16 protein-coding genes are annotated in these 21,062 nt (G+C 46.5%); 15 read left to right on the plus strand and 1 reads right to left on the minus strand.

Annotated features, from left to right (window positions below; all coding sequences use genetic code 11):
- The first annotated feature begins 3 nt into the window (after positions 1-3).
- The 9 genes from OCV54_RS13525 to OCV54_RS13565 all read left to right on the plus strand — a co-directional run bounded on the left by OCV54_RS13525 (position 4) and on the right by OCV54_RS13565 (position 10,805).
- On the plus strand, positions 4-828 hold the full coding sequence (locus OCV54_RS13525) for a tetratricopeptide repeat protein (protein ID WP_238050776.1): 825 nt from the start codon (positions 4-6) through the stop codon (positions 826-828).
- A 74-nt stretch (positions 829-902) separates the two neighbouring features.
- On the plus strand, positions 903-1,862 hold the full coding sequence (locus OCV54_RS13530; RefSeq protein ID WP_055224553.1) for an AAA family ATPase: 960 nt from the start codon (positions 903-905) through the stop codon (positions 1,860-1,862).
- A 36-nt stretch (positions 1,863-1,898) separates the two neighbouring features.
- Positions 1,899-2,990, plus strand: a complete 1,092-nt coding sequence (locus tag OCV54_RS13535) for a DUF58 domain-containing protein (RefSeq protein WP_055224555.1) — start codon at positions 1,899-1,901, stop codon at positions 2,988-2,990.
- A gap of 39 nt (positions 2,991-3,029) precedes the next feature.
- A complete protein-coding gene (locus OCV54_RS13540; protein ID WP_055224557.1) occupies positions 3,030-5,150 on the plus strand; it encodes a transglutaminase-like domain-containing protein in 2,121 nt (706 codons plus the stop codon).
- 32 nt (positions 5,151-5,182) lie between these two features.
- Positions 5,183-5,890, plus strand: coding sequence for an AzlC family ABC transporter permease (locus OCV54_RS13545; RefSeq protein ID WP_055224559.1), 708 nt, complete (start codon positions 5,183-5,185; stop codon positions 5,888-5,890).
- Complete coding sequence (locus tag OCV54_RS13550) at positions 5,890-6,198, plus strand: AzlD domain-containing protein (protein ID WP_004851383.1); 309 nt, start codon at positions 5,890-5,892, stop codon at positions 6,196-6,198. Before OCV54_RS13545 ends, OCV54_RS13550 begins: the two co-directional genes overlap by 1 nt.
- A gap of 90 nt (positions 6,199-6,288) precedes the next feature.
- Positions 6,289-7,308 carry a S66 family peptidase gene (locus OCV54_RS13555; protein ID WP_055224561.1) on the plus strand — a complete coding sequence of 340 codons (1,020 nt, stop codon included), beginning with the start codon at positions 6,289-6,291 and terminating at the stop codon, positions 7,306-7,308.
- A 439-nt stretch (positions 7,309-7,747) separates the two neighbouring features.
- Positions 7,748-9,511: a threonine--tRNA ligase gene (gene thrS / locus OCV54_RS13560; protein WP_022216928.1), complete on the plus strand. Its 1,764-nt coding sequence runs from the start codon at positions 7,748-7,750 to the stop codon at positions 9,509-9,511.
- A gap of 97 nt (positions 9,512-9,608) precedes the next feature.
- Positions 9,609-10,805: a hypothetical protein gene (locus OCV54_RS13565; protein ID WP_055224563.1), complete on the plus strand. Its 1,197-nt coding sequence runs from the start codon at positions 9,609-9,611 to the stop codon at positions 10,803-10,805.
- 29 nt (positions 10,806-10,834) lie between these two features.
- Here the strand turns inward: OCV54_RS13565 and OCV54_RS13570 are convergent, their stop codons facing one another.
- Entirely contained in the window at positions 10,835-11,269 is a 435-nt protein-coding gene (locus OCV54_RS13570; protein ID WP_015534027.1) for an RrF2 family transcriptional regulator, read from the minus strand.
- A gap of 504 nt (positions 11,270-11,773) precedes the next feature.
- On the opposite strand from OCV54_RS13570, the gene OCV54_RS13575 reads away from it, so the two are divergent.
- From OCV54_RS13575 to glpK, 6 genes are all read left to right on the plus strand, one after another.
- Positions 11,774-13,084: an O-acetylhomoserine aminocarboxypropyltransferase/cysteine synthase family protein gene (locus tag OCV54_RS13575; RefSeq protein ID WP_022058096.1), complete on the plus strand. Its 1,311-nt coding sequence runs from the start codon at positions 11,774-11,776 to the stop codon at positions 13,082-13,084.
- Between the two features lie 94 nt (positions 13,085-13,178).
- Complete coding sequence (gene cysK, locus OCV54_RS13580; RefSeq protein WP_015534025.1) at positions 13,179-14,108, plus strand: cysteine synthase A; 930 nt, start codon at positions 13,179-13,181, stop codon at positions 14,106-14,108.
- Between the two features lie 224 nt (positions 14,109-14,332).
- Positions 14,333-15,379 carry a Fic family protein gene (locus tag OCV54_RS13585; RefSeq protein WP_015534024.1) on the plus strand — a complete coding sequence of 349 codons (1,047 nt, stop codon included), beginning with the start codon at positions 14,333-14,335 and terminating at the stop codon, positions 15,377-15,379.
- Between the two features lie 161 nt (positions 15,380-15,540).
- On the plus strand, positions 15,541-16,608 hold the full coding sequence (locus tag OCV54_RS13590) for a lysylphosphatidylglycerol synthase transmembrane domain-containing protein (protein WP_156327938.1): 1,068 nt from the start codon (positions 15,541-15,543) through the stop codon (positions 16,606-16,608).
- A 101-nt stretch (positions 16,609-16,709) separates the two neighbouring features.
- The gene (locus tag OCV54_RS13595; RefSeq protein WP_055224565.1) at positions 16,710-19,511 is read left to right on the plus strand and encodes a translation factor GTPase family protein; all 2,802 of its coding nucleotides are present in this window, start codon (positions 16,710-16,712) and stop codon (positions 19,509-19,511) included.
- Positions 19,512-19,544: 33 nt separating this feature from the next.
- Entirely contained in the window at positions 19,545-21,032 is a 1,488-nt protein-coding gene (glpK, locus tag OCV54_RS13600; RefSeq protein ID WP_055224567.1) for a glycerol kinase GlpK, read from the plus strand.
- Positions 21,033-21,062 lie beyond the last annotated feature (30 nt).

Here is a 21,062-nt window from a genome sequence, read left to right on the forward strand (position 1 = left end):
ATTGTGAGAGAAATTGAGGTTGACTATATGAATATAAATGAGGTTTTTAGCGGGCTTGATAAGCTGTTCGCAGAGAACAGACTGCCGGAGGTGGAGAGATACCTTACCCAGGCACTCAGCGATGCTGAATATGAAAAGGATACTGATTCCATGCTTGCGATATACAATGAGCTTATCGGTTTTCACCGCACCACGGGAGAACACGACAAGGCACTGTATTTTTGCAGGCAGGTCATGAGGCTCGCTCATAAGATGGGGATTGAAGATACAGTTCCATATGGAACCGCTCTCATGAATATTGCAAATGAGAACAGGGCTGCAGGTAACCTGTTGGAAGCCCTGTCCTATTGCAGGAAGGTGTATGACATATATTCGGAGCAGCTCGGTCCATATGATATATTGCTGGCGGGTTATTATAACAACGTGGCGCTCATTTATCAGGAGCTTGGCGATTACGACAAGGCTGTTGATGCACTGGAGCACGCGCTCAGCATCATAGAAAGACATGAGAATGCCGGTACGGAGATTGTTGCCACATATGCCAATCTTGGCGAGAGCCTTCTCAGGGCAGGTCGGCTCAAGGAAGCTCAGGACAAGCTGACGGAGGCGGTGCGCAGATATCAGCTCAAGGGTGTCAGAGGATATCACTACAGTGCTGCGCTGTCTGCTGTTGCAGAGGTGTGGTACAGACAGGAGGACTACCAGCAGGCACTCAAATTTTATCAGCTTGCGGCAGAAGAACTCTACAGTGTCTATGGGGACAATGATACATACAGAGTTATAATGAATAATATAGAGACGGTAAAGGCGAAGCTTCAGCAGCAATGATAACAGGGAGGAAGTGGAAGAGCTTCCTCCCTGTTGCGTATGTAGACAGATAATCTGAAGGATGGGAGAACGAGATGAATTATAATGACAAGGTAATGGACGTTATAGATGAGGTGAAGAAGGTCGTCATAGGCAAGGACGTGTGTATTGCCAAGATAATGGCGGCGATAATCGCAGGCGGTAACATTCTCATGGACGATGTACCGGGAGTCGGCAAGACGACGATGGCTCTTGCATTTGCAAATGCAATGGGGCTCCAGACCAAGAGAGTCCAGTTTACACCGGATGTCCTTCCGGGAGATATAACGGGATTTACGATGTACGACAAGGCGACAAATCAGTTTGTGTACAGACCGGGTGCTGTTATGTGCAATCTGTTCCTCGCAGATGAGATAAACAGAACATCTCCAAAGACACAGTCGGCACTTCTCGAGGTTATGGAGGAGGAACATGTGACTGTGGATGGAGTGACATATCAGGTTCCGGATCCATTTATAGTAATTGCCACGGAGAACCCTATCGGCAGTGCCGGAACACAGCTTCTTCCTGATTCCCAGCTCGACAGATTTATGGTGTGCCTTAAGCTGGGATATCCATCCATAGAGAGCGAACTGGATATAGTTAAGGGAAGGACCTCCGCTGATGGCTTTCAGGATGTAGAGCCTGTAATAGGTGCATCTGAGCTGCGGCTTATCAGGGAGGAAGTAAAGCATGTCAAGGTCAGTGATGACGTGTATTCTTATATAGGCCAGCTTGTTGTTGGAACCAGAGAGAATCCTAGCCTTGAGCTAGGAGTGAGTCCAAGAGGAACGATAGCCCTCACCAAGATGGCGAAGAGCTGGGCATATATAAGCGGGAGAGATTTTGTCATACCTGAGGATGTGCAGATGGTGTGGACGGACGTCATAAGACACAGGATAGTCTTAAGTGCCAAGGCAAGGGTGAACCACATAACACAGGAGGCTGTGCTCAAGGACATAATGGAGAGGGTGTACAAACCGTCGGTTAGACGAAGAAGTTCGGCGAAAAAGTAGCATGAGATTTGGAAGCGTGTAGTGGTAGGATGTCGTATGAGACGAGGAATATTGTATATTGTCCTGATAGGGGCATGTGTATATATAGGAATAATCAATAAAGAAAAATCATACTTTTTCGCAGCGGTGATCATGACTGCTGTCATGCTGAGTCTTATAGCCGGGCTGATCGTGCGATACATAAGAACCAGTGTTAAGATGCAGATGAATATACCTGTGGTTGAGAAGAACAGTACATTTTGTCCGGAACTTGCGGTATCTGTCACCGGTGGTCAGGTACCCCATGTGGCAGCGGTGTTCAGTGTTCTTGCTCCGGGTATGAAGAAAAAGAAGAAGAGTACATTTGAACAGATAGATGACAGGTATGGAAAGTGCGTGGGAAAGATGAAGCTGGATGTCAGCGGAAGATACGAGATAAAGGCATCGGGCGTCAGGATATATGATGCTTTCCATATTTTCTCAATCAGGAAAAAGGTTGGTGGAACGGCGTACATTTACGTATTGCCTCAGTGCTATCTCGTTCCGGTGGAGGTCACGAAGAACACAAGAGATTTTGTGACGGACAGTGATGTATATTATTCGGATGTGAGAAGCGATGACTCGACCGAGGTGTATCAGGTGAGAGAGTACAGACCTGGAGACAGGATGACCCGTATCCACTGGAAGTTGTCGGCCAGACAGGATGAGATAATGGTCAGGGATACATCAAAGGCATTGTCGTGTCCGGTCATCATCTGTATGGATCTCGATGGAAGAAACTGCCGTCACTATGGACAGGCAATGTCTGTTGCGCTGGAATCCATGGTATCGGTGAGCTTTTCACTGATAGATGTTAAAGTCCCTCACTTTATAGCGTGGTATGATCCGGAGGAGATGTCCATAACGAGATACCGCATAGTCCGTGAGGAGGATGTGTACGATGCCGCTGCAAGGTTGTCGTATGTGGATGCCAGGACAAATGACAGCTACGATGTGATAGGAATGTACAGAGAGAGATACAGAGGTGAGGATTTCACAAGCTTCATCGACATAGACATGAATGGCAATATAGAGTGTGGAGATGAAAGTTTTCAGGTGGGATTTGAAACCATAAAGGAGGATCTTGCAAAATCCTATATCACGGTGTAGATTCTCCAGGCATCATCATAGAATTACAGAGGTGTGGAATTGAGAGTTGTTTTGGGACTGGCTGTATGGGCGTTGTCGCTTGGTATGACATACCTTGTGGGCGATATCGCATACAGCTCGGATATAAATAAATATATGGACTCCACCAATCTTGTGGGTGCGTATATCATAGGAAGTCTGGTGATAGCACTGGTTTATTCTCTGTGGTACATTTTGAGAAAAGAACAGAGGATACTGGATATTGTGGTTCCGGTTACTGTGTTGCTGGGTTGGGGGCTTGCCAGAAGAAAGCTGCTCTATGCCGGAGGAAAGGGCATGGTATACAGCATAGCATATGATCTGAAAAAGGTTTATGGGATAAAGACAGGACTCATAGATCTTGACTATGTCAGCGTGAGTGCTGTGACGGAATTTGTGCTTTTTATAGTGGCGGTGTCAATGTTCTTTGCCACTTATATGATATACAGGTGTAACAGTCTGATGATAGCTATCGGACTTGCATTTTTGTTTATGCTTGCTGGCGCAACACTCAGTGTACCTGTGAGTGCACCCGGAGTAGTGCTTACTGTATTGTCACTTATCGTGGCGAGATATGTTCTCATGAGAATGGGACAGCCGCTGTCGGTGGTGTGGAACATTGCAGTTCCTGTGACGGTATTTGCCGCGTGCCTTGTTGTCACCCTTCTTGTATATGACAGCGTATACGACAGAGGTGTGAAGGAACAAGGGAAACTGCTCGACATGGTGGACAACATGGAATATTTTCTGTCGGGGGAAAGTAACAAAGGATATTCAGGTTACTATAAGGTGGATGATTCTGAGGTCAATCCCGGTGATGAAGTTGTGGATGAGATAATCAGGGAGGATAAGCCTCAGGGAAATCTCTACGTCAAGTCGAGAAGCTATGTTACATATGAGAATGGGTCGTGGCACGGAAGGGCGGATGGACACAGCCCTGATGATGAGGTCATGGTGTATTATGATAAGGATACATTTGCAAGATACGAATCAGAGATACAGGGATATGCGCCAGATAAGAAGTTTTCCAATGAGGTCATGGACAAATTGGTGACATATATAAGACAGCATATGTCATATACCACAGCACCAAAGAAATTTACCGAGGGTGAGGATCCGGTCAACAGTGCGATGTATGACGTTCATGAGGGATATTGTGTTCACTTTGCTTCTGCGGCGGCGGTGGGCTTCAGGATACTGGGAATCTCCACCGTGTATAATACAGGTTATGTGGTGCCGTCGTCTGCGTGGATAAAGCAGTCGGATGGAACATACCGTGCGGTGGTTCTGGATAAATACAGTCATGCGTGGATTGAAGCGTACAGTGAGGATGCCGGTGATTGGGTGATCGTGGATGCCACACCGCTTGGAGACAGGGCGGATACTTTGGGGATACCGAAGGAACCGGATTACAGCGGTGATAATACTGCGGACAATTCATCGGATGATACAGAGGAGCCGGAGACTTCTGAGGAGACTTCAAGTCCGGATGTAACAACGGAGGCGACAACTGATTCGACAACCCAGATGTCAGAGAATACAGAAGTCACTACGGAGACGGATGGTGATTCTTCAAATGGCACAGGAGAAAATGGCAATCAGGTAGATGTCCCGAATGATGGCAGTGGAGATGCGCAGTCGGGATCACCAGGGGATGCCGGGGATGGTCTGTCGGAGCTTGTACAGAACAGAGTGTTCAGAACAGTCGTTGTTGTGCTTGCCGTGATACTGATATTGTGGGGCGCAGTCATCTTCAGAAGAAGGACGATAGTTGCGCGCAGGAGACGCAGGCTTGTGGGAAGAAACAGGATATCAGCTATATACGAGATGTCCACGGCGATGTATGATATGATGGTGTTTTCTGGTGCCATAGAGAACGTCAGTGAGAACGACACGGAGTATGCCGACACTGTCACGGAGTCGTGCAGCTTTATAAAGGGCGATGAGTTCACAGAGTTTATAAAATGGGTTCAGGCTGCTGTATACGGACGCGTTGAGCCGGATGACAGGCAGATCGCGGCTGCCAGAAAGCTGTATACAAAGGTAAGGGCATACACATATCTTGGCCTTGGGTTCAAGGACAGATTTGTGTGGAAGTATGTAAAGTGTTACGACTGCGGAGGACGCAGAAGGAAGAGATAACATAATTTGTCACGAAAGAAGTAGTATTTAAGATGGAATTTAGAAAAGGGTTAAAGGATGGAATACCGATAGCACTGGGGTATTTCGCAGTAAGTTTTAGTTTTGGTCTGCTGGCGGTAAAGGGCGGACTCACAAGTTTTCAGGCGGTCATCATAAGCCTGACAAATGTAACCAGTGCGGGACAGTTTGCAGGACTCAAGATTATCCTTGCAGGGGGAACGCTGGTTGAGATGATACTCACCCAGTTCATAATCAATCTGAGATATTCTCTCATGAGCCTGTCACTTTCACAGAAGCTTGGGGAGGCAGTTGGAATCAAGGAGAGGCTCGTAATCGCATTTGCAAATACTGACGAGATATTTGCGGTGGCGATGGGCCATGTGAAGGAATTGACATTTGGGTATATGATAGGACTTCAGCTCCTTCCGATAGTCGGCTGGACAGGCGGAACCCTGTTCGGTGCGATTGCCTCAGGACTTCTTCCAAAGTCAATCAGCAGCGCACTCAGTCTGGCACTCTACGGAATGTTCGTCGCCATAGTCATGCCGGTTGCCAGGAAGTCCAGACCGGTTGCCGTAGTGGCACTTGTGGCTGCTGCCATATCATGCGTGTTGTATTACGTTCCGATATTCAAGTTTATATCGACTGGAATTGCCATAATAATAAGCACGGTGGCAGCCTCTGTGATAGGGGCTATATTCTTCCCAGTGGGAACTGCTGAGAAAAAGGAGGTGCAGTGATGAATATATACATATATATAATAACCATGGCGGTCGTCACCTACCTCATAAGAATGGTGCCGCTGGTGGCGTTCCGCAAGAAGATAGAGAACAGATTTGTCAATTCATTTCTATATTATGTGCCGTATTCATGTCTCACGGCGCTGACACTTCCGTCCATTTTATACAGTACGGAGAGTATTATAAGCGCTGTGTGTGGATTTGCGGTTGCACTCATACTGGGAATAAAGCAGAAGGGACTTATAGTTGTCGCTGCTGCGGCATGTGTGACCGTGTTCGTGGTGGAGTGGATATTAAAACTGATGTAGAAATCTATGATGTCTGGAGATTTGGACCGGATGGCTGAATATGATAAAACGATAAGAAGGAGGTAAGCAGGAAATACCTGTGTATGATATATGAGATTTCCGAAATTTATAAAAAGGGGCGATGCGATAGGTTTCGTTGCGCCATCATTTGGCTGTGATACAGAGCCGTATAAGACTGCATTTGGCAGAGCGCAGGAGAACTTCAGGAATATGGGTTTTGGTATACAGATCGGGCCAAATTGTTATACCGGTGAGGGCATAGGAATCAGCAACAAGCCGGAGCTGTGCGGTCAGGAGATAAATGACTATTACACATCGGAGAAGAACGATGCACTCATATCCTGCGGCGGCGGTGAGCTCATGTGCGAGATACTTAACTATGTTGATTTTGACAGACTGAGGGCAGCAGATCCGAAGTGGTTTATGGGATATTCGGACAACACAAATCTCACATTCCTGCTCACGACATTGTGCGATACGGCGTCCATATATGGTCCGTGTGCGGCGGCATTTGGACAAGAGCCGTGGCACCGATCAGTTGCGGATGCTATGGCGGTCCTTCAGGGACAGAAACTGTCATTTGCCGGATATGACGGATGGGAGAAGGAATCCCTCAGGGATGAGGAACATCCATTCCTGCCATACAACATCACAGAGCCAAGAGTGATAAAGGGCTATCCTGAGAAGTTCCAGGTGAGCGGGCGAATGATAGGCGGCTGCATGGACTGTCTGGTGAACCTTATAGGAACAAAGTTTGACCATGTTGGCGAATTCCTTGAGAGATATAAGGATGATGGATTTATCTGGTTCCTCGAGTCCTGTGATCTGAACGTCATGTCCATAAGACGAGCCATGTGGCAGATGGACAACGGCGGATGGTTCAGATACTGTAAGGGCTTTATGATCGGCAGACCGCTGCAGTTCGGACAGGAGATGATGGGCCTTGACCAGTATCAGGCTGTGCTGGGGATCATAGGAAAATACAATGTGCCTGTCGTGATGGATGTGGATCTCGGACATCTGTCACCGATGATGCCTGTGGTATGCGGCAGCATGGGAACTCTTATGGTGGACGGCCAGGATATGAGTCTTTCCATGGAGATGAGGTAGAGAGAAGTCTGTTGGCTGTTTGATTGGCTGAAAAAGGCTGAAAATGGTTGAAAAAATAAAGGCAAAAAAATAAAAAATACTATTGTGAAAAAAAATATATCGTGCTACACTAGGTGGCAGATAAGATAAAGGCATAGACGGAAAGAGTAGTGTGGTGGATGCATCCAGAGAGAGCTGCATATGTGAATCGGACTCAGATATGAATCAGACGTGAGCCAGAACATATGGTGGGAGCAGCTTATGATATATCACATGAAGACCACTCCCGAGCCGTGCGCGATATAAGCGTCACCGCGTAGCTGCGTTAAAGGCATAATTGAGTTAAAAGTTAAGGTGGAAACGTGCATACGCACCCTTAGATAGATTATATCTAGGGGTGCTTTTTTGTTGTTACATGCAATTTATTTTCACTTTATAAGAAGTAAGAAGGAGAACTGACATGGTTAATTTCAAAGAAGACGAACAGCTTAAGACACTGAATCATTCCTGTGCACATCTTATGGCACAGGCTATCAAGCATCTGTACCCACAGGCAAAGTTCTGGGTAGGACCGGTAGTTGCAGAAGGATTCTACTACGATGTAGATCTCGGCGATGACGTTATCAGAGGCGAGGAAGATCTCGCAGCCATCGAGAAAGAGATGAAGAAGGTTGCCAAGAGCGGCAAGAAGATCATCCGCAAGGAGATATCCAAGGAAGAAGCTCTTGAGATGTTCAAGGATGACGAGTACAAGCTCGATCTTATAAATGGACTTGAGGATGGAACGATCACATGCTATGAGCAGGGTGATTTCACAGACCTCTGCCGTGGACCTCACGTAGACAATGTAAAGCTTTGCCGTAACTTTAAGCTCATCAGACATTCAGGAGCTTACTGGAAGGGCGACAGCAAGAACAAGGTTCTTCAGAGAATATATGGTGTGTGCTTCCCTACAAAGGAGGAGCTTGAGGAGCATCTTCAGTTACTTGAAGAGGCTAAGGAGAGAGACCACAGAAAGATCGGCAAGGACATGCAGCTCTTCATGGTTGATGACCTCGTAGGACGTGGACTTCCAATGTTCCTTCCAAAGGGATATACAGTATGGCAGGAGCTTGAGAACTACATCAAGCGCAAGGAGAGAAAGCTTGGCTATCTCCACGTTATGACACCTTGTGTAGGTACAGTAAACCTCTACAAGACATCAGGTCACTGGGATCACTACAAGGACAACATGTTCCCGGCAATGGAGATGGAGGGAGAGTCATTTGTACTTCGTCCAATGAACTGCCCACACCACATGATGATATATGCAAACAAGATGCACTCATATAAGGATCTTCCTATCAGGATCGCTGAGATCGCACACGACTTCAGATTTGAGGCAAGTGGTACACTCAAGGGTATTGAGAGAGGAAGACACTTCTGTCAGAACGATTCACATATATTTGTGACACCAGACCAGATCGAGGAAGAGTTTGCAGGAGTTGTTAAGCTCATATTTGACACATACAAGGATTTCGGAATCACAGATTACAGATGCGTACTGTCACTCCGTGACCCAGAGGACAAGGTAAAGTATCACGATGACGATGAGATGTGGAACAAAGCAGAGAATGCACTTAGAAAAGTTCTTGATGATATAGGAATCGATTACACAGAGGAGATCGGTGAGGCTGCATTCTACGGACCAAAGCTTGATGTAAATGTTAAGCCGGCCGTAGGAAATGAGTATACACTCTCGACATGTCAGCTCGACTTCTGTCTGCCAGCTAAGTTCGATCTGAAGTATATCGACAAGGACGGCGAGAAGAAGACACCTGTAGTTCTCCACAGAGCTATCCTTGGATCTCTCGACAGATTCATGGCTTACATCCTTGAGGAGACAAAGGGCAATCTTCCAACATGGCTTGCACCTGTACAGGTAAGAGTTATGCCTGTCAAGACAGACAACGAGGATCTCATGGCTTATGCTCATAAGGTTGTTGATGCCCTTGATGCCATCGACGTTCGTGTAGAGCTCGACGACAGAGCAGAGAAGCTTGGTTATCGTATGCGTGAGGGTCAGGTTCAGAAGGTTCCATACCTTCTCGTAATCGGATTCAATGAGGCTGAGAACGGAACAGTATCATACAGACTTCACGGTGAGGCTGACACAACAGTTCTTCCACTTGACGAGTTCGTACAGAAGATCGACACAGAGATCAAGACAATGGCTCACAAGTAAGAGTGAAAATTTTACACCACAGGTTCACTTACCCTGTCCGAAAGGACAGGGTATTATTTTTTTGTCAATAAATGCTTAATGTGAGGAGGCATAGGATATGAGACAGGGATATAAGTTTATACGTGAGAGTGGCTGCGAGCATGACGATGATTATCTCAGTCATCTTTTTAACGACATTTTCTGCTGGACGAATGGCACATATAAGCTCTGTTATACACGCCCGGATATGGAGGCAGTGAACGGAGATAATATACTCGACATTGAGAATGGTGAGAATAAAATACTGTCATTTGACTATCATATGCAGCTCCTTGTATGCAAGAGAAATGACCGGGAAAATACAGAAAATGATAAGAAGGCAGATAACGAAGAAAGCGATAGAGATGAGTGGGAGACTTTGATAAATGCATCGGCATACGACTTTCCGAATGTCAGGCAGCTTAAGGCGGATATACGGACTATACTTGATTCAGACATGGAAGATGCCCAGATCGTTAGGAATAATAGCGGTGATCCGTATGAAAAAGTGCTGTGTCTTGGGACGGAGGGGACATATGTGGAGGATGGATATGTTCTCAGAAGGATAAAGAGATACCCGGAGTGTGACACGCCGAACCGGTATGAGCTGGAGGTAGGAACAAATTGTGGTGTGGATTCTGGGATTGCTCAATTTTACCGTTTGACCGGCCTGAACAGGGAGGATATCCGCAGTCTGTATACATGCGTTACGAGATTCATAGAAAACGCTGAGGACTTGTATAATCACCGGCTGAAATTTCACCAGGATAGAGAAAAGCATAACAAGAGAATTGATGGCGAAGTTCTGATGTGTATGGAGAACAGCTTTGAGCTTGTCACCGAAGGCGAAGAGCTGGCCAGTATCAAATATTGGAATTTTAGAGGCGAAAAGCTGACAAAGGAATATAATGCGAGGGTCTGGTCTATAGATGGTGATGCTGGCAGTATTGATCTGGGAAGTGGTGAAATGCTGTATATGGATCAGATATATTCCATAGATAAAAAAAGCCCCACCGAGGAAATGTTGTGTATGGGTGTGGAGGAGATAGCCGAGGATTTCTGTGACAGCATACTTGTGAAGACGGTGACGATGCTGGATGATTTCGGAACCATGGAGGTATATGATCTCTGTGAAAAATATGGTGAATACATAGATAACAGGTATTATATGTATCGTGAGGAACACGGATTTGAGATGCCGGAAGATGTGTTCCCTGGGGATGGTGTAAAGCCGTATGTTGAGAAAGTCATACGGCTGTTGAAGTCAAAAGTATAAAAAATATAACAAAAGCATGTATATATGATTTAAATGCAATAGTTATCTGCCGCCTCAGGTCTTTCTGCCACAAGGTCAGCGATGGTGGTGGTGTCTACCACGTCCCGGATCGCTTTGTCCAGTCTGCGCCAGAGACCTATGGTGGAGCATCTTGCCTCGCGTTCGCACTGGAATTCATCTGCATCAAGGCACGCAACAGGAGATATGCCGCCCTCAGTGAGCCTTAAAACCATTCCAACTGTTATGTCTTCAGGGGCTTTTCGGAGAAGATAACCTCCCTGTGGACCTCTGGTGCTCTTCACCAGCCCGCCGGAGTTCAGCACAGAAGTGATCTGCTCAAGGTATTTCTCGGATATTTCCTCCTGTGCGGCAACATCCTTGATGCTCACTGGCTTGCCGTCTGTCCTCGATGCTATATTTATAAGAAAACGCAGAGCGTAACGCCCTTTTGTGGATACTTTCATAATATAAACCTCCCAAATGCCTGTATTTACTGATGATTTCACATCATTTACACGTCTATTATAACATCTGAAAAAAAACAATCAAGATAATTCATAAAAAACCTATTGACAAAGTGGGAATTAGGCTGTAATATACAGCTATGCTTAATTCATAGTTTCCGAGTAGGAATTCTGTGAAAAGTAAAAATAATCACAGAAATGATACGATCAAGTCAAAGTTCAAAGACGAAAATCGAGAAAGAGGTGTTGATATGCTGGGAAGGACATTTAAACCGCAGTACCTTAATGAAGACAGACGAATGTGTTGCATAGAAGTCATGTGTTGCTGCTGTTAAAGCGAACACAGAACAAATAATCATGACACAGATATAAATAACAGATCATACATAATAGACAGAGAATAATAAAGAAGAGTATAATGCCACATGAGCTCATATACATGACAAGATGAATGGGCAGGTGCGCATGACAGATAAAATATTTGAATTTAAGGAGAATAAGATCATGGCAAAGAAGACAAGAGCAGAGAGAAATTTAAAGTTTGAGACATTACAGTTACACGTAGGACAGGAGACAGCAGACCCGGTTACGGATGCAAGAGCGGTACCAATCTACCAGACATCATCATTCGTATTCCACAACTCACAGCATGCAGCTGACAGATTCGCACTCAAGGATGCCGGCAACATCTACGGAAGACTTACAAATCCAACAGAGGATGTATTTGAGAGAAGAATCGCGGCCCTCGAGGGTGGCGTTGCAGCACTGGCAGTTGGCTCAGGCGCAGCAGCAGTTACATATACAATTCAGAACCTTGCACTTGCAGGAGACCACATCGTAGCAGCAAAGAATATCTACGGCGGAACATACAATCTCCTTGCACATACACTCAAGGATTACAATGTAGATACAACATTCGTTGATCCACTTGATCCACAGGCATTTGAGGATGCTATCCAGGAGAACACAAAGGCCCTCTACATTGAGGTCCTTGGAAATCCTAACTCAGAGGTTTCAGATATCGAGACAATAGCAAAGATCGCTCACGCACACAAGATTCCGCTTGTTATCGACAGCACATTTGCAACACCATACCTTGTAAGACCTATCGAGTACGGTGCGGACATCGTAGTTCACTCAGCGACAAAGTTCATTGGTGGACACGGAACAACTATCGGTGGTGTCATCATCGACAGCGGTAACTTCGACTGGAAGGCATCAGGCAAGTTCCCACAGCTCACTGAGCCAAATGAGAGCTACCACGGTGTAAGCTTTGTAGACGCAGCAGGTCCTGCAGCATTTGTCACAAGGATCAGAGCTATTCTCCTCCGTGACACAGGTGCTACGATCTCACCAATACACTCATGGATATTCCTTCAGGGACTTGAGACACTGTCACTCCGTGTTGAGAGACATGTATCAAATGCACTCAAGGTAGTTGAGTACCTGAACAATCATCCACTTGTTGAGAAGGTAAACCATCCTTCAGTTTCAACAGATCCTGAGCAGCAGAGACTGTACAAGAAGTACTTCCCTAACGGTGGTGGTTCAATCTTCACATTTGAGATCAAGGGTGACGCAGAGACAGCCAAGAAGTTCATTGACAATCTGGAGATATTCTCACTTCTTGCAAATGTCGCTGATGTTAAGTCACTGGCTATCCACCCGGCATCAACAACTCACTCAGAGCTGAATGAGGCTGAGCTTATCGATCAGGGAATCAAGCAGAACACGATCAGACTTTCAATCGGTACTGAGAACATAGACGATATCATCGAGGATCTTGACGAGGCATTCAAGGCAATTCAGGAGTAATATATTTGCGGTGCGGCTTGCGACAGATATACTTGGTTTTCGCACCGCAAATCATATATTAAAATTTTGCAGTTAGAAAGAGAGGTTTTATACAATGAGCAATATTTATAAGAGCGCAGCAGAGCTTATAGGTAAGACTCCACTTCTGGAGCTTTCAAACATAGAGAAGAAGAATGATCTCAAGGCAAATATCCTTGCGAAGTTGGAGTACTTTAACCCAGCAGGAAGTGTAAAGGACAGAATCGCATTCCAGATGATCGAGGATGCTGAGAAGGATGGAACACTCAAGCCGGGTGCAACTATCATCGAGCCTACATCAGGTAACACAGGTATCGGTCTTGCATCCATAGCAACAGCCAAGGGTTACAAGGCGATCATCGTTATGCCTGAGACCATGAGCGTTGAGAGACGTAACATCATCAAGGCATACGGTGCTGAGATAGTTCTCACAGACGGAACAAAGGGAATGAAGGGGGCCATCGCAAAGGCTGATGAGCTTTCAAAGGAGATCCCTGGCAGCTTTGTAGCTGGACAGTTCGTAAATCCATCCAATCCAAAGGCACACAGACTCACAACTGGTCCTGAAATCTGGGAGGATACAGACGGCAAGGTAGATGTATTTGTAGCCGGTATCGGAACAGGTGGAACTATCACAGGCGTTGGCGAGTATCTGAAGGAGAAGAATCCAGATGTAAAGGTCATCGCCGTTGAGCCTGCCACATCACCAGTCCTCTCAAAGGGCGTTTCAGGAGCACACAAGATACAGGGAATCGGTGCAGGATTTGTTCCTGACACACTTAACACAAAGGTATATGACGAGATCATCGCCGTTGAGAATGATGACGCATTTGTAGCAGCAAAGGAGATCGCATCAGCAGAGGGAATCCTCGTAGGAATCTCATCAGGTGCAGCTTACTTTGCAGCAAAGCAGATCGCAGAGCGCCCTGAGTATGCAGGCAAGAATATCGTAGTACTTCTTCCAGACAGTGGAGACAGATATTACTCAACTCCGTTATTCGGCTAAATGGATATATAGTAATTGCTGTGATATAGAATTTATATGAAAAAGCCACCACATCGTGTTTTGATGTGGTGGCTTTTTTTGAAAGTACCCTTAATTAGCTGCATAAATAGTATACAATTGGATAACCTTAAAACTGATAGAACTTTGAGGGGAAATGCCCTTAATTGGGTTGACTTTCCCTTAAAATGTGCTAATATTTAAGGGAAAAGGAGCAAATTAAGGGAATGAGAACTTTTAATTACAGTAAAATAAAAGAAGAAAAATGGGATTCTGAAGTGCTTGGACTCATAGCTGCAATATATAGATATGCAGGTAAACAGGAACTGTATTTAAGACAGCGTCCGGATGAACTGGATAAGCTTGTTGAGATAGCAAAGATCCAGAGCACGGAGGCGTCCAATGCCATAGAGGGTATAGTCACAACAAATACAAGAATAAAGCAGTTGGTTGAGGAGAAGACCACACCGAAGAACAGAGCCGAGGAAGAGATAGCAGGTTACAGGGATGTGCTGGGGGTTATACATGAAAGCTTTGATGCAATACCTATAACTCAGAATTATATACTTCAGCTGCATAAGATGTTGTACAGTCATATGAATAACCCATTTGCAGGAAGAACAAAGACGGTGCAGAATTATATCAGCGCAACTTATCCTGATGGGCAAACGGAAGTCCTGTTCACGCCGATGGCTCCATTTGAGACACCGGAAGCGCTGGACAGGATATGTGGGGAATACAACAGGGTGATCGGTAATTTCGAGGTGGAGCCGCTGATCGTCATTCCTGTTTTCATACATGATTTTCTGTGCATACACCCGTTTAATGATGGCAATGGCAGAATGAGCAGACTGCTCACAACGCTTCTGCTATATAGAAGTGGATTCTATGTTGGAAAGTATATTTCTCTTGAGGCAAAGATAGCGGGGAATAAGGAGTTATATTATGAGTCGCTTGGGAAAGCCCAGGCAGGCTGGCACGAGGGCACAGAGGACGTGATCCCGTTTATAAAATATCTCCTTGGGACAATACTGGCTGCTTATAAGGATTTTGAGGAGCGCTTTGAAATCGTAGAGGAAAAGTTGCCGGCGATTGAGATGGTGCGAAAAGCAATACTGCTGAAAATAGGAAAGTTTACAAAGCAGGATATAATGGAACTTTGTCCGTCTCTCAGCATCAGTTCGGTAGAGGGAGCACTCAGAAAACTCGTAAAAGAGGGCGATATAGGCAGAGGCGGTACAGGCAAGTCTACCTATTATGTCAGAATGAAATAACATATGCTTGTATTTTTTCCGTTAGCTTGTTAATCTATTGTACGAAACAGGAGATCAGTATGCATGGCAGAGTCTAATTGCCGGTACATTTGAGATGGTGGGCAGATTGGGATAAGACTGATCTGAATGAATTGATATTAGGGGAAAAGGGATATAAGACTATGAAAAAACTATCAGATAGACAGAAAACACTTATAAAATGGTTGTGCGTTCTGGCACTTGTAGGTCTTATCATTTACGTATTCCGTGACATGGCAGGCCCTATAATGTCGCAGCTTGTAAAGACAAGTCCTGTGGTTGTGGCAGCTATTCTCGGAGCGACGCTTTTATATGGAGTGATAGAGAGCTGCATAACGTTTATCCTCATGCGACAGGTGGAGAACAATATGACATTTTTCGATGCAAATATTATGACGTATTTTGTGTCATTTTACAGGGTGTCAACCCTTGGGAGCGGTACCATAGTGGCATCCACATTGTTCATGAAACACTGCGGAATACAGCCGTCGAAAGCGCTTGGTCTGTACTCTATTGATTATGCGATACACAAGATGACCATATGTGTTATGGCGGTGGCATTGTTTCTTGCGAACAGAGAATATATGCTTGGAGTGTTTGGCAAATACAGTTCATATGTTGTCCTCGGTGTTATAGCGACCATACTCATAACGATGGCGATAGTGCTCTTTGCGTGCTGGCCGCCGTTTCACAGATTCCTCAGATGGCTTCTTGAAAAAGCTGATGCTTTGTTTAAAGGACGATTTGCAAAGCAGATTGACAGTTTAAGTGGGCAGACAGCTATGATGGAGGATGCCACCAGGGTTGTACTTAAGAAACCGTGGCTTATAGTGGTAGTCATGCTGCTTGATATATGCAAGTTCGCGTGCTGGTTTGCCATACCTTATATAGTGTGTCACAACTTGTGTGATATGAATATTGTCACGTCAATAGGTATAACAGCCATGAGTGTCATGCTGGCGGCAGTCATTCCTATGCCGGGAGGAATCGGATCAAGTGAGCTTGTTATGACAGCGATCTATTCGGGACTTGTTGGTTCTGCTGCAGCCGGAGCCATGGCACTTCTCTATAGATTTGCCACATTCATGTTCCCTTTTATCATAGGTGCATTTACAGCCATATTCTTCAAGAGGTTCAAGAGATATAAGGCGGCGCAGAATGAAAAACAGGGAATCCCGGATGGCGATAGCATGGCGGATACAGACTCATAGCTGAACCGATAAATGAGTTTATAAAGAACCGATATATATCAATGGTCAGCAAGATGCATGGCAGGTGATATATATCGGCTGGTGAAGGGAAAAAGATACATATGAAGAACATAGTCGCGGGCATACTGGCCCACGTTGATTCGGGTAAGACCACCCTGTCGGAGGCGATGCTATATCAGGCAGGACAGATAAGAAAGCTTGGGCGGGTGGATCATCAGGATACATATCTAGATACGGACAGTCAGGAAAAGGACAGGGGGATCACGATATTTTCCAAGCAGGCAGAGCTTGCATATGCTGATATGCATATAGCTTTGCTTGACACTCCGGGACATGTGGATTTCGGAACAGAGATGGAAAGAACATTGCAGGTCCTTGATTATGTGGTTCTGGTCATCAATGGCATGGACGGAGTGCAGAGCCACACTGAGACCCTGTGGAAGCTGCTTGAGAGATATGGGATTCCTGTATTTATATTTGTCAATAAGATGGACATGACTGGCTATGACAGAGATTACCTCATGGACAATATCAGACACAGACTGAGTGATGGCTGTGTCGATTTTTTATGTGAAGATTCAGGAGAGCAGATCGCCATGTGCGATGAGGCCATGCTTGAACATTTTCTTGAGACTGGGGCAAATGATGAACAGGACGTGGTAAATGCCATTGCGGGCAGAAAGCTGTTCCCATGTTACTTTGGCTCTGCACTCAAGAATGAGGGCGTGTCAGAGCTTCTTGACGGCATGAACAGATATGTAGTGGAACCTGTGCGCGGGGAAGAATTTGGCGCCAGAGTGTTCAAGATAGGACGTGACGATAAGGACGAGAGACTCACCTACATGAAGGTCACTGGAGGAGTGTTGAAGCTCAAGGATGTGCTGACGCTCAGAAACAGTCAGGGGGAGGAGAGCCATGAGAAGGTCAACCAGATAAGGGTGTACTCCGGTGCAAAGTACGACATGGTAACCCAGGTTCCCGCCGGATGTGTCTGTGCTGTTCCGGGACTGGTGAATACCTACGGCAGACAGGGAATCGGTGCCTGTCCGGATGGAGAGCTCCCAAGTCTGGAGCCGGTTCTCAGCTATAAGGTCATGTACCCGACTGATGTGGATGCGGTCACGATGGTGTCAAAGCTCAGACTGCTTGAGGAAGAGGATCCCCAGCTCCAGGTGCAGTGGAATGAGACCGCAGGAGAGATATACATCAAGGTCATGGGGCAGGTACAGCTTGAGGTAGTGGCTCAGATGGTAAGAGACAGGTTTGGAATTGCCATCACATACGGACAGGGCAGGATATCATACAAGGAGACGATCGCGGCTCCAGTCATGGGTGTAGGACATTTTGAACCGCTCAGGCACTACGCAGAGGTACATTTGTTGCTTGAACCTATGGAAAATGGCAGTGGAATGTGCTTTGACAGCATTTGCAGCGAGGATGTACTGGATAAGAACTGGCAGAGACTGATACTCACCCATCTTCAGGAGCGTGAGTTCAGGGGAGTGCTTATGGGATCGCCAATCACGGATATGAAGATAAGCATCACTGCGGGGCGCGCACATCAGAAGCACACTGAGGGTGGAGATTTCAGACAGGCGACATACAGGGCGGTGAGACAGGGCCTTATGATGGCGGAAAGTGTCTTGCTGGAACCTGTGTATGCATTTAAAATAGAGGTACCACAGGAGTATGCCGGAAGGGTTCTTGCAGACATAGTGAAAATGAGCGGAACTATGGATGGTCAGGAGATATCCGGTGAGACGACAGTCATCACGGGACATGCCCCGGTATATACCATGAGAGAGTATTACAGTGAACTCACAGCATTTTCCAGAGGTACAGGCAGGCTTCAGGTGGATATAGACGGCTATCAGCCGTGCCACAACACCGAAGAGGTTCTGGCTGAGAGACACTATGATCCTGAGCTAGACAGGTTTAATCCATCTTCATCGGTATTCTGTGCCCACGGTGCAGGTTATCTGGTGGACTGGTATGATGTGTATGAGAACATGCATGTGAAGGAGGATCCGGGATTTGAGATCTCGGGCCAGCTTGGCTACACGGAAGATGGCTATGCTATGGATATTCCGGTGAACAGGCCGGGAAAGAGTGTATCGGAGATGTCCATAACAGATGAGGAGCTCAGCGAGATATTTGCAAGGACATTTGGCGGAGATTACAAGGATAAGGATGTGGCACTGAACGGAAGATTCAGGAGAACTACATCTGAGTATAAGGTAAATGGAACAGCAGCCGGTGGTGTGACAGAAGGCACGGCTGGGGGCGGCGCGTCTGCTGGTGCAGCAGACGGTACGGCAGGAGGTTCTCCAAGTTCGGGATATCGTGGAAATGGACAGTATAATAAGAGTCAGTCCAGAGACAGGCAGCCCGGGAATGGGCCTCTTGTGGGCAGCAGGCCAGCCGATAGAGGGATAGCAACACCTGGAGCATTCAAGCGCAGAAAGAGTGGCGAGGACTATGTCATAGTGGATGGCTACAATGTCATATTTGCGTGGGATACACTTCGGGAACTGTCGGAGCACAACATAGACTCCGCCAGAGGAAAACTCATGGATATCCTGTCGAACTATCAGGGATATATGAACTGTCATCTGATAGTGGTATTTGACGGCTACAAGGTGAAGGACAACAAGGGGGAGAGATTTCCTTATGACGATATAGAGGTTGTGTACACAAAAGAGGGCGAGACCGCCGATGCGCACATAGAAAAGCTCACACATGAGATTGCGAGAAAGCACAAGGTCACTGTGGTCACATCGGACGGACTGGAGCAGATAGTCACCATGGGCCAGGGTGCGATCCGCATGTCCTCAAGAGACTTCAAGGCAGAGGTTGAGAGGGTGAACGAACACCTGAGAGAGAATTATTTGAAAAATGACTAGGGCCGAGCGTCCGTAAATCAGAAGGAGGGCAATTTGGCAGATTATATAATGGCGCTGGATCAGGGAACGACCAGCTCAAGGGCGATAATATTTGATAAGGAAGGCAGGATATGCTCAGTGAAACAGAAGGAGTTCACCCAGCATTTCCCGAATAACGGATGGGTGGAGCATGACCCTATGGAGATATGGGCAACCCAGATGTCGGTGATGATGGAGGCGAGGGAGACCATGGGAATCCGCACCGAGGACATAGCCGCCATAGGAATCACCAACCAGAGAGAGACAACCATAGTGTGGGATCGAAAGACCGGCAATCCGGTGTATCATGCCATAGTGTGGCAGTGCAGGAGAACTGCGGACAGGATAGAGCAGCTTAAGGCTGAAGAATATGACAAGGTGATAAGAGAGAAAACGGGACTGATAGTAGATCCGTATTTCTCTGCAACGAAGATAGAGTGGATACTTGATAATGTGCCTGGAGCCAGGGAACGCGCAGAGGCAGGGGAGCTGATGTTCGGAACTGTTGACACATGGCTTATATACAAGCTCACGGGCGGAAGAGTCCATGCAACGGACTACACAAACGCATCGCGTACCATGCTTTTCAACATTCATACACTGGAGTGGGACAAGGAATTGCTTGCAAAGTTCAACATCCCAGAGAGCATGCTTCCGGCAGTGAGAAATTCCAGTGAGATATACGGATACACGGACAGAGAGATATTTGGCGGCGAGGTGCCTATAGCGGGAGTTGCCGGAGATCAGCAGGCTGCGCTGTTCGGACAGTGCTGCTTTGAGGCAGGTGATGTGAAGAACACCTACGGAACAGGTTGTTTCCTCCTCATGAACACGGGGGATAAGGCAGTTGATTCGCAGCAGGGACTTCTCACCACCATAGCCATAGGACTTGACGGAAAAGTCAGCTATGCGCTTGAGGGAAGTGTGTTCGTGGCCGGAGCAGCTATCAAGTGGCTCAGGGATGAGATGAAGCTCATAGACAGTGCGGCGGATACTGAGCGTATTGCTCTGTCGGTGTCGGACAGTAATGGTGTATATGTGGTACCTGCGTTTACTGGCCTTGGCGCTCCTTACTGGGATGCGTACGCCAGAGGGGCAGTGTTCGGCCTTACAAGGGGAACAAATAAGGCGCACTTTGTCAGGGCGACAGTCGAATCGCTGGCATATGAGACATCGGATGTTCTTGCGGCTATGGAGATGGATGCAGGACTTTCAATCACAAGCCTTCGAGTGGACGGCGGTGCAAGTGCCAACAACTTCCTCATGCAGTTCCAGGCAGATATAGAGAATGCCGAGATAGTGCGGCCTGTGATCACGGAGACAACAGCTTTGGGTGCTGCATATCTGGCTGGACTTGCTGTTGGCTACTATGACAGTCTGGATGAGATCAAGGGCTACTGGAAGGCCGACAGAAGATTTGAGCCGGGGATAACCGAGGATAAGAGGGAGACGCTCCTTGCAGGCTGGAAGGACGCAGTGGAGAGAACGAGAGTGACAAGGTGAATATAAAAATATATATAGAAAGAAAAAACA

Source organism: Coprococcus aceti, assembly GCF_025567285.1.
In the GTDB taxonomy this organism is placed as follows: Bacteria; Bacillota; Clostridia; order Lachnospirales; family Lachnospiraceae; genus Coprococcus; species Coprococcus aceti.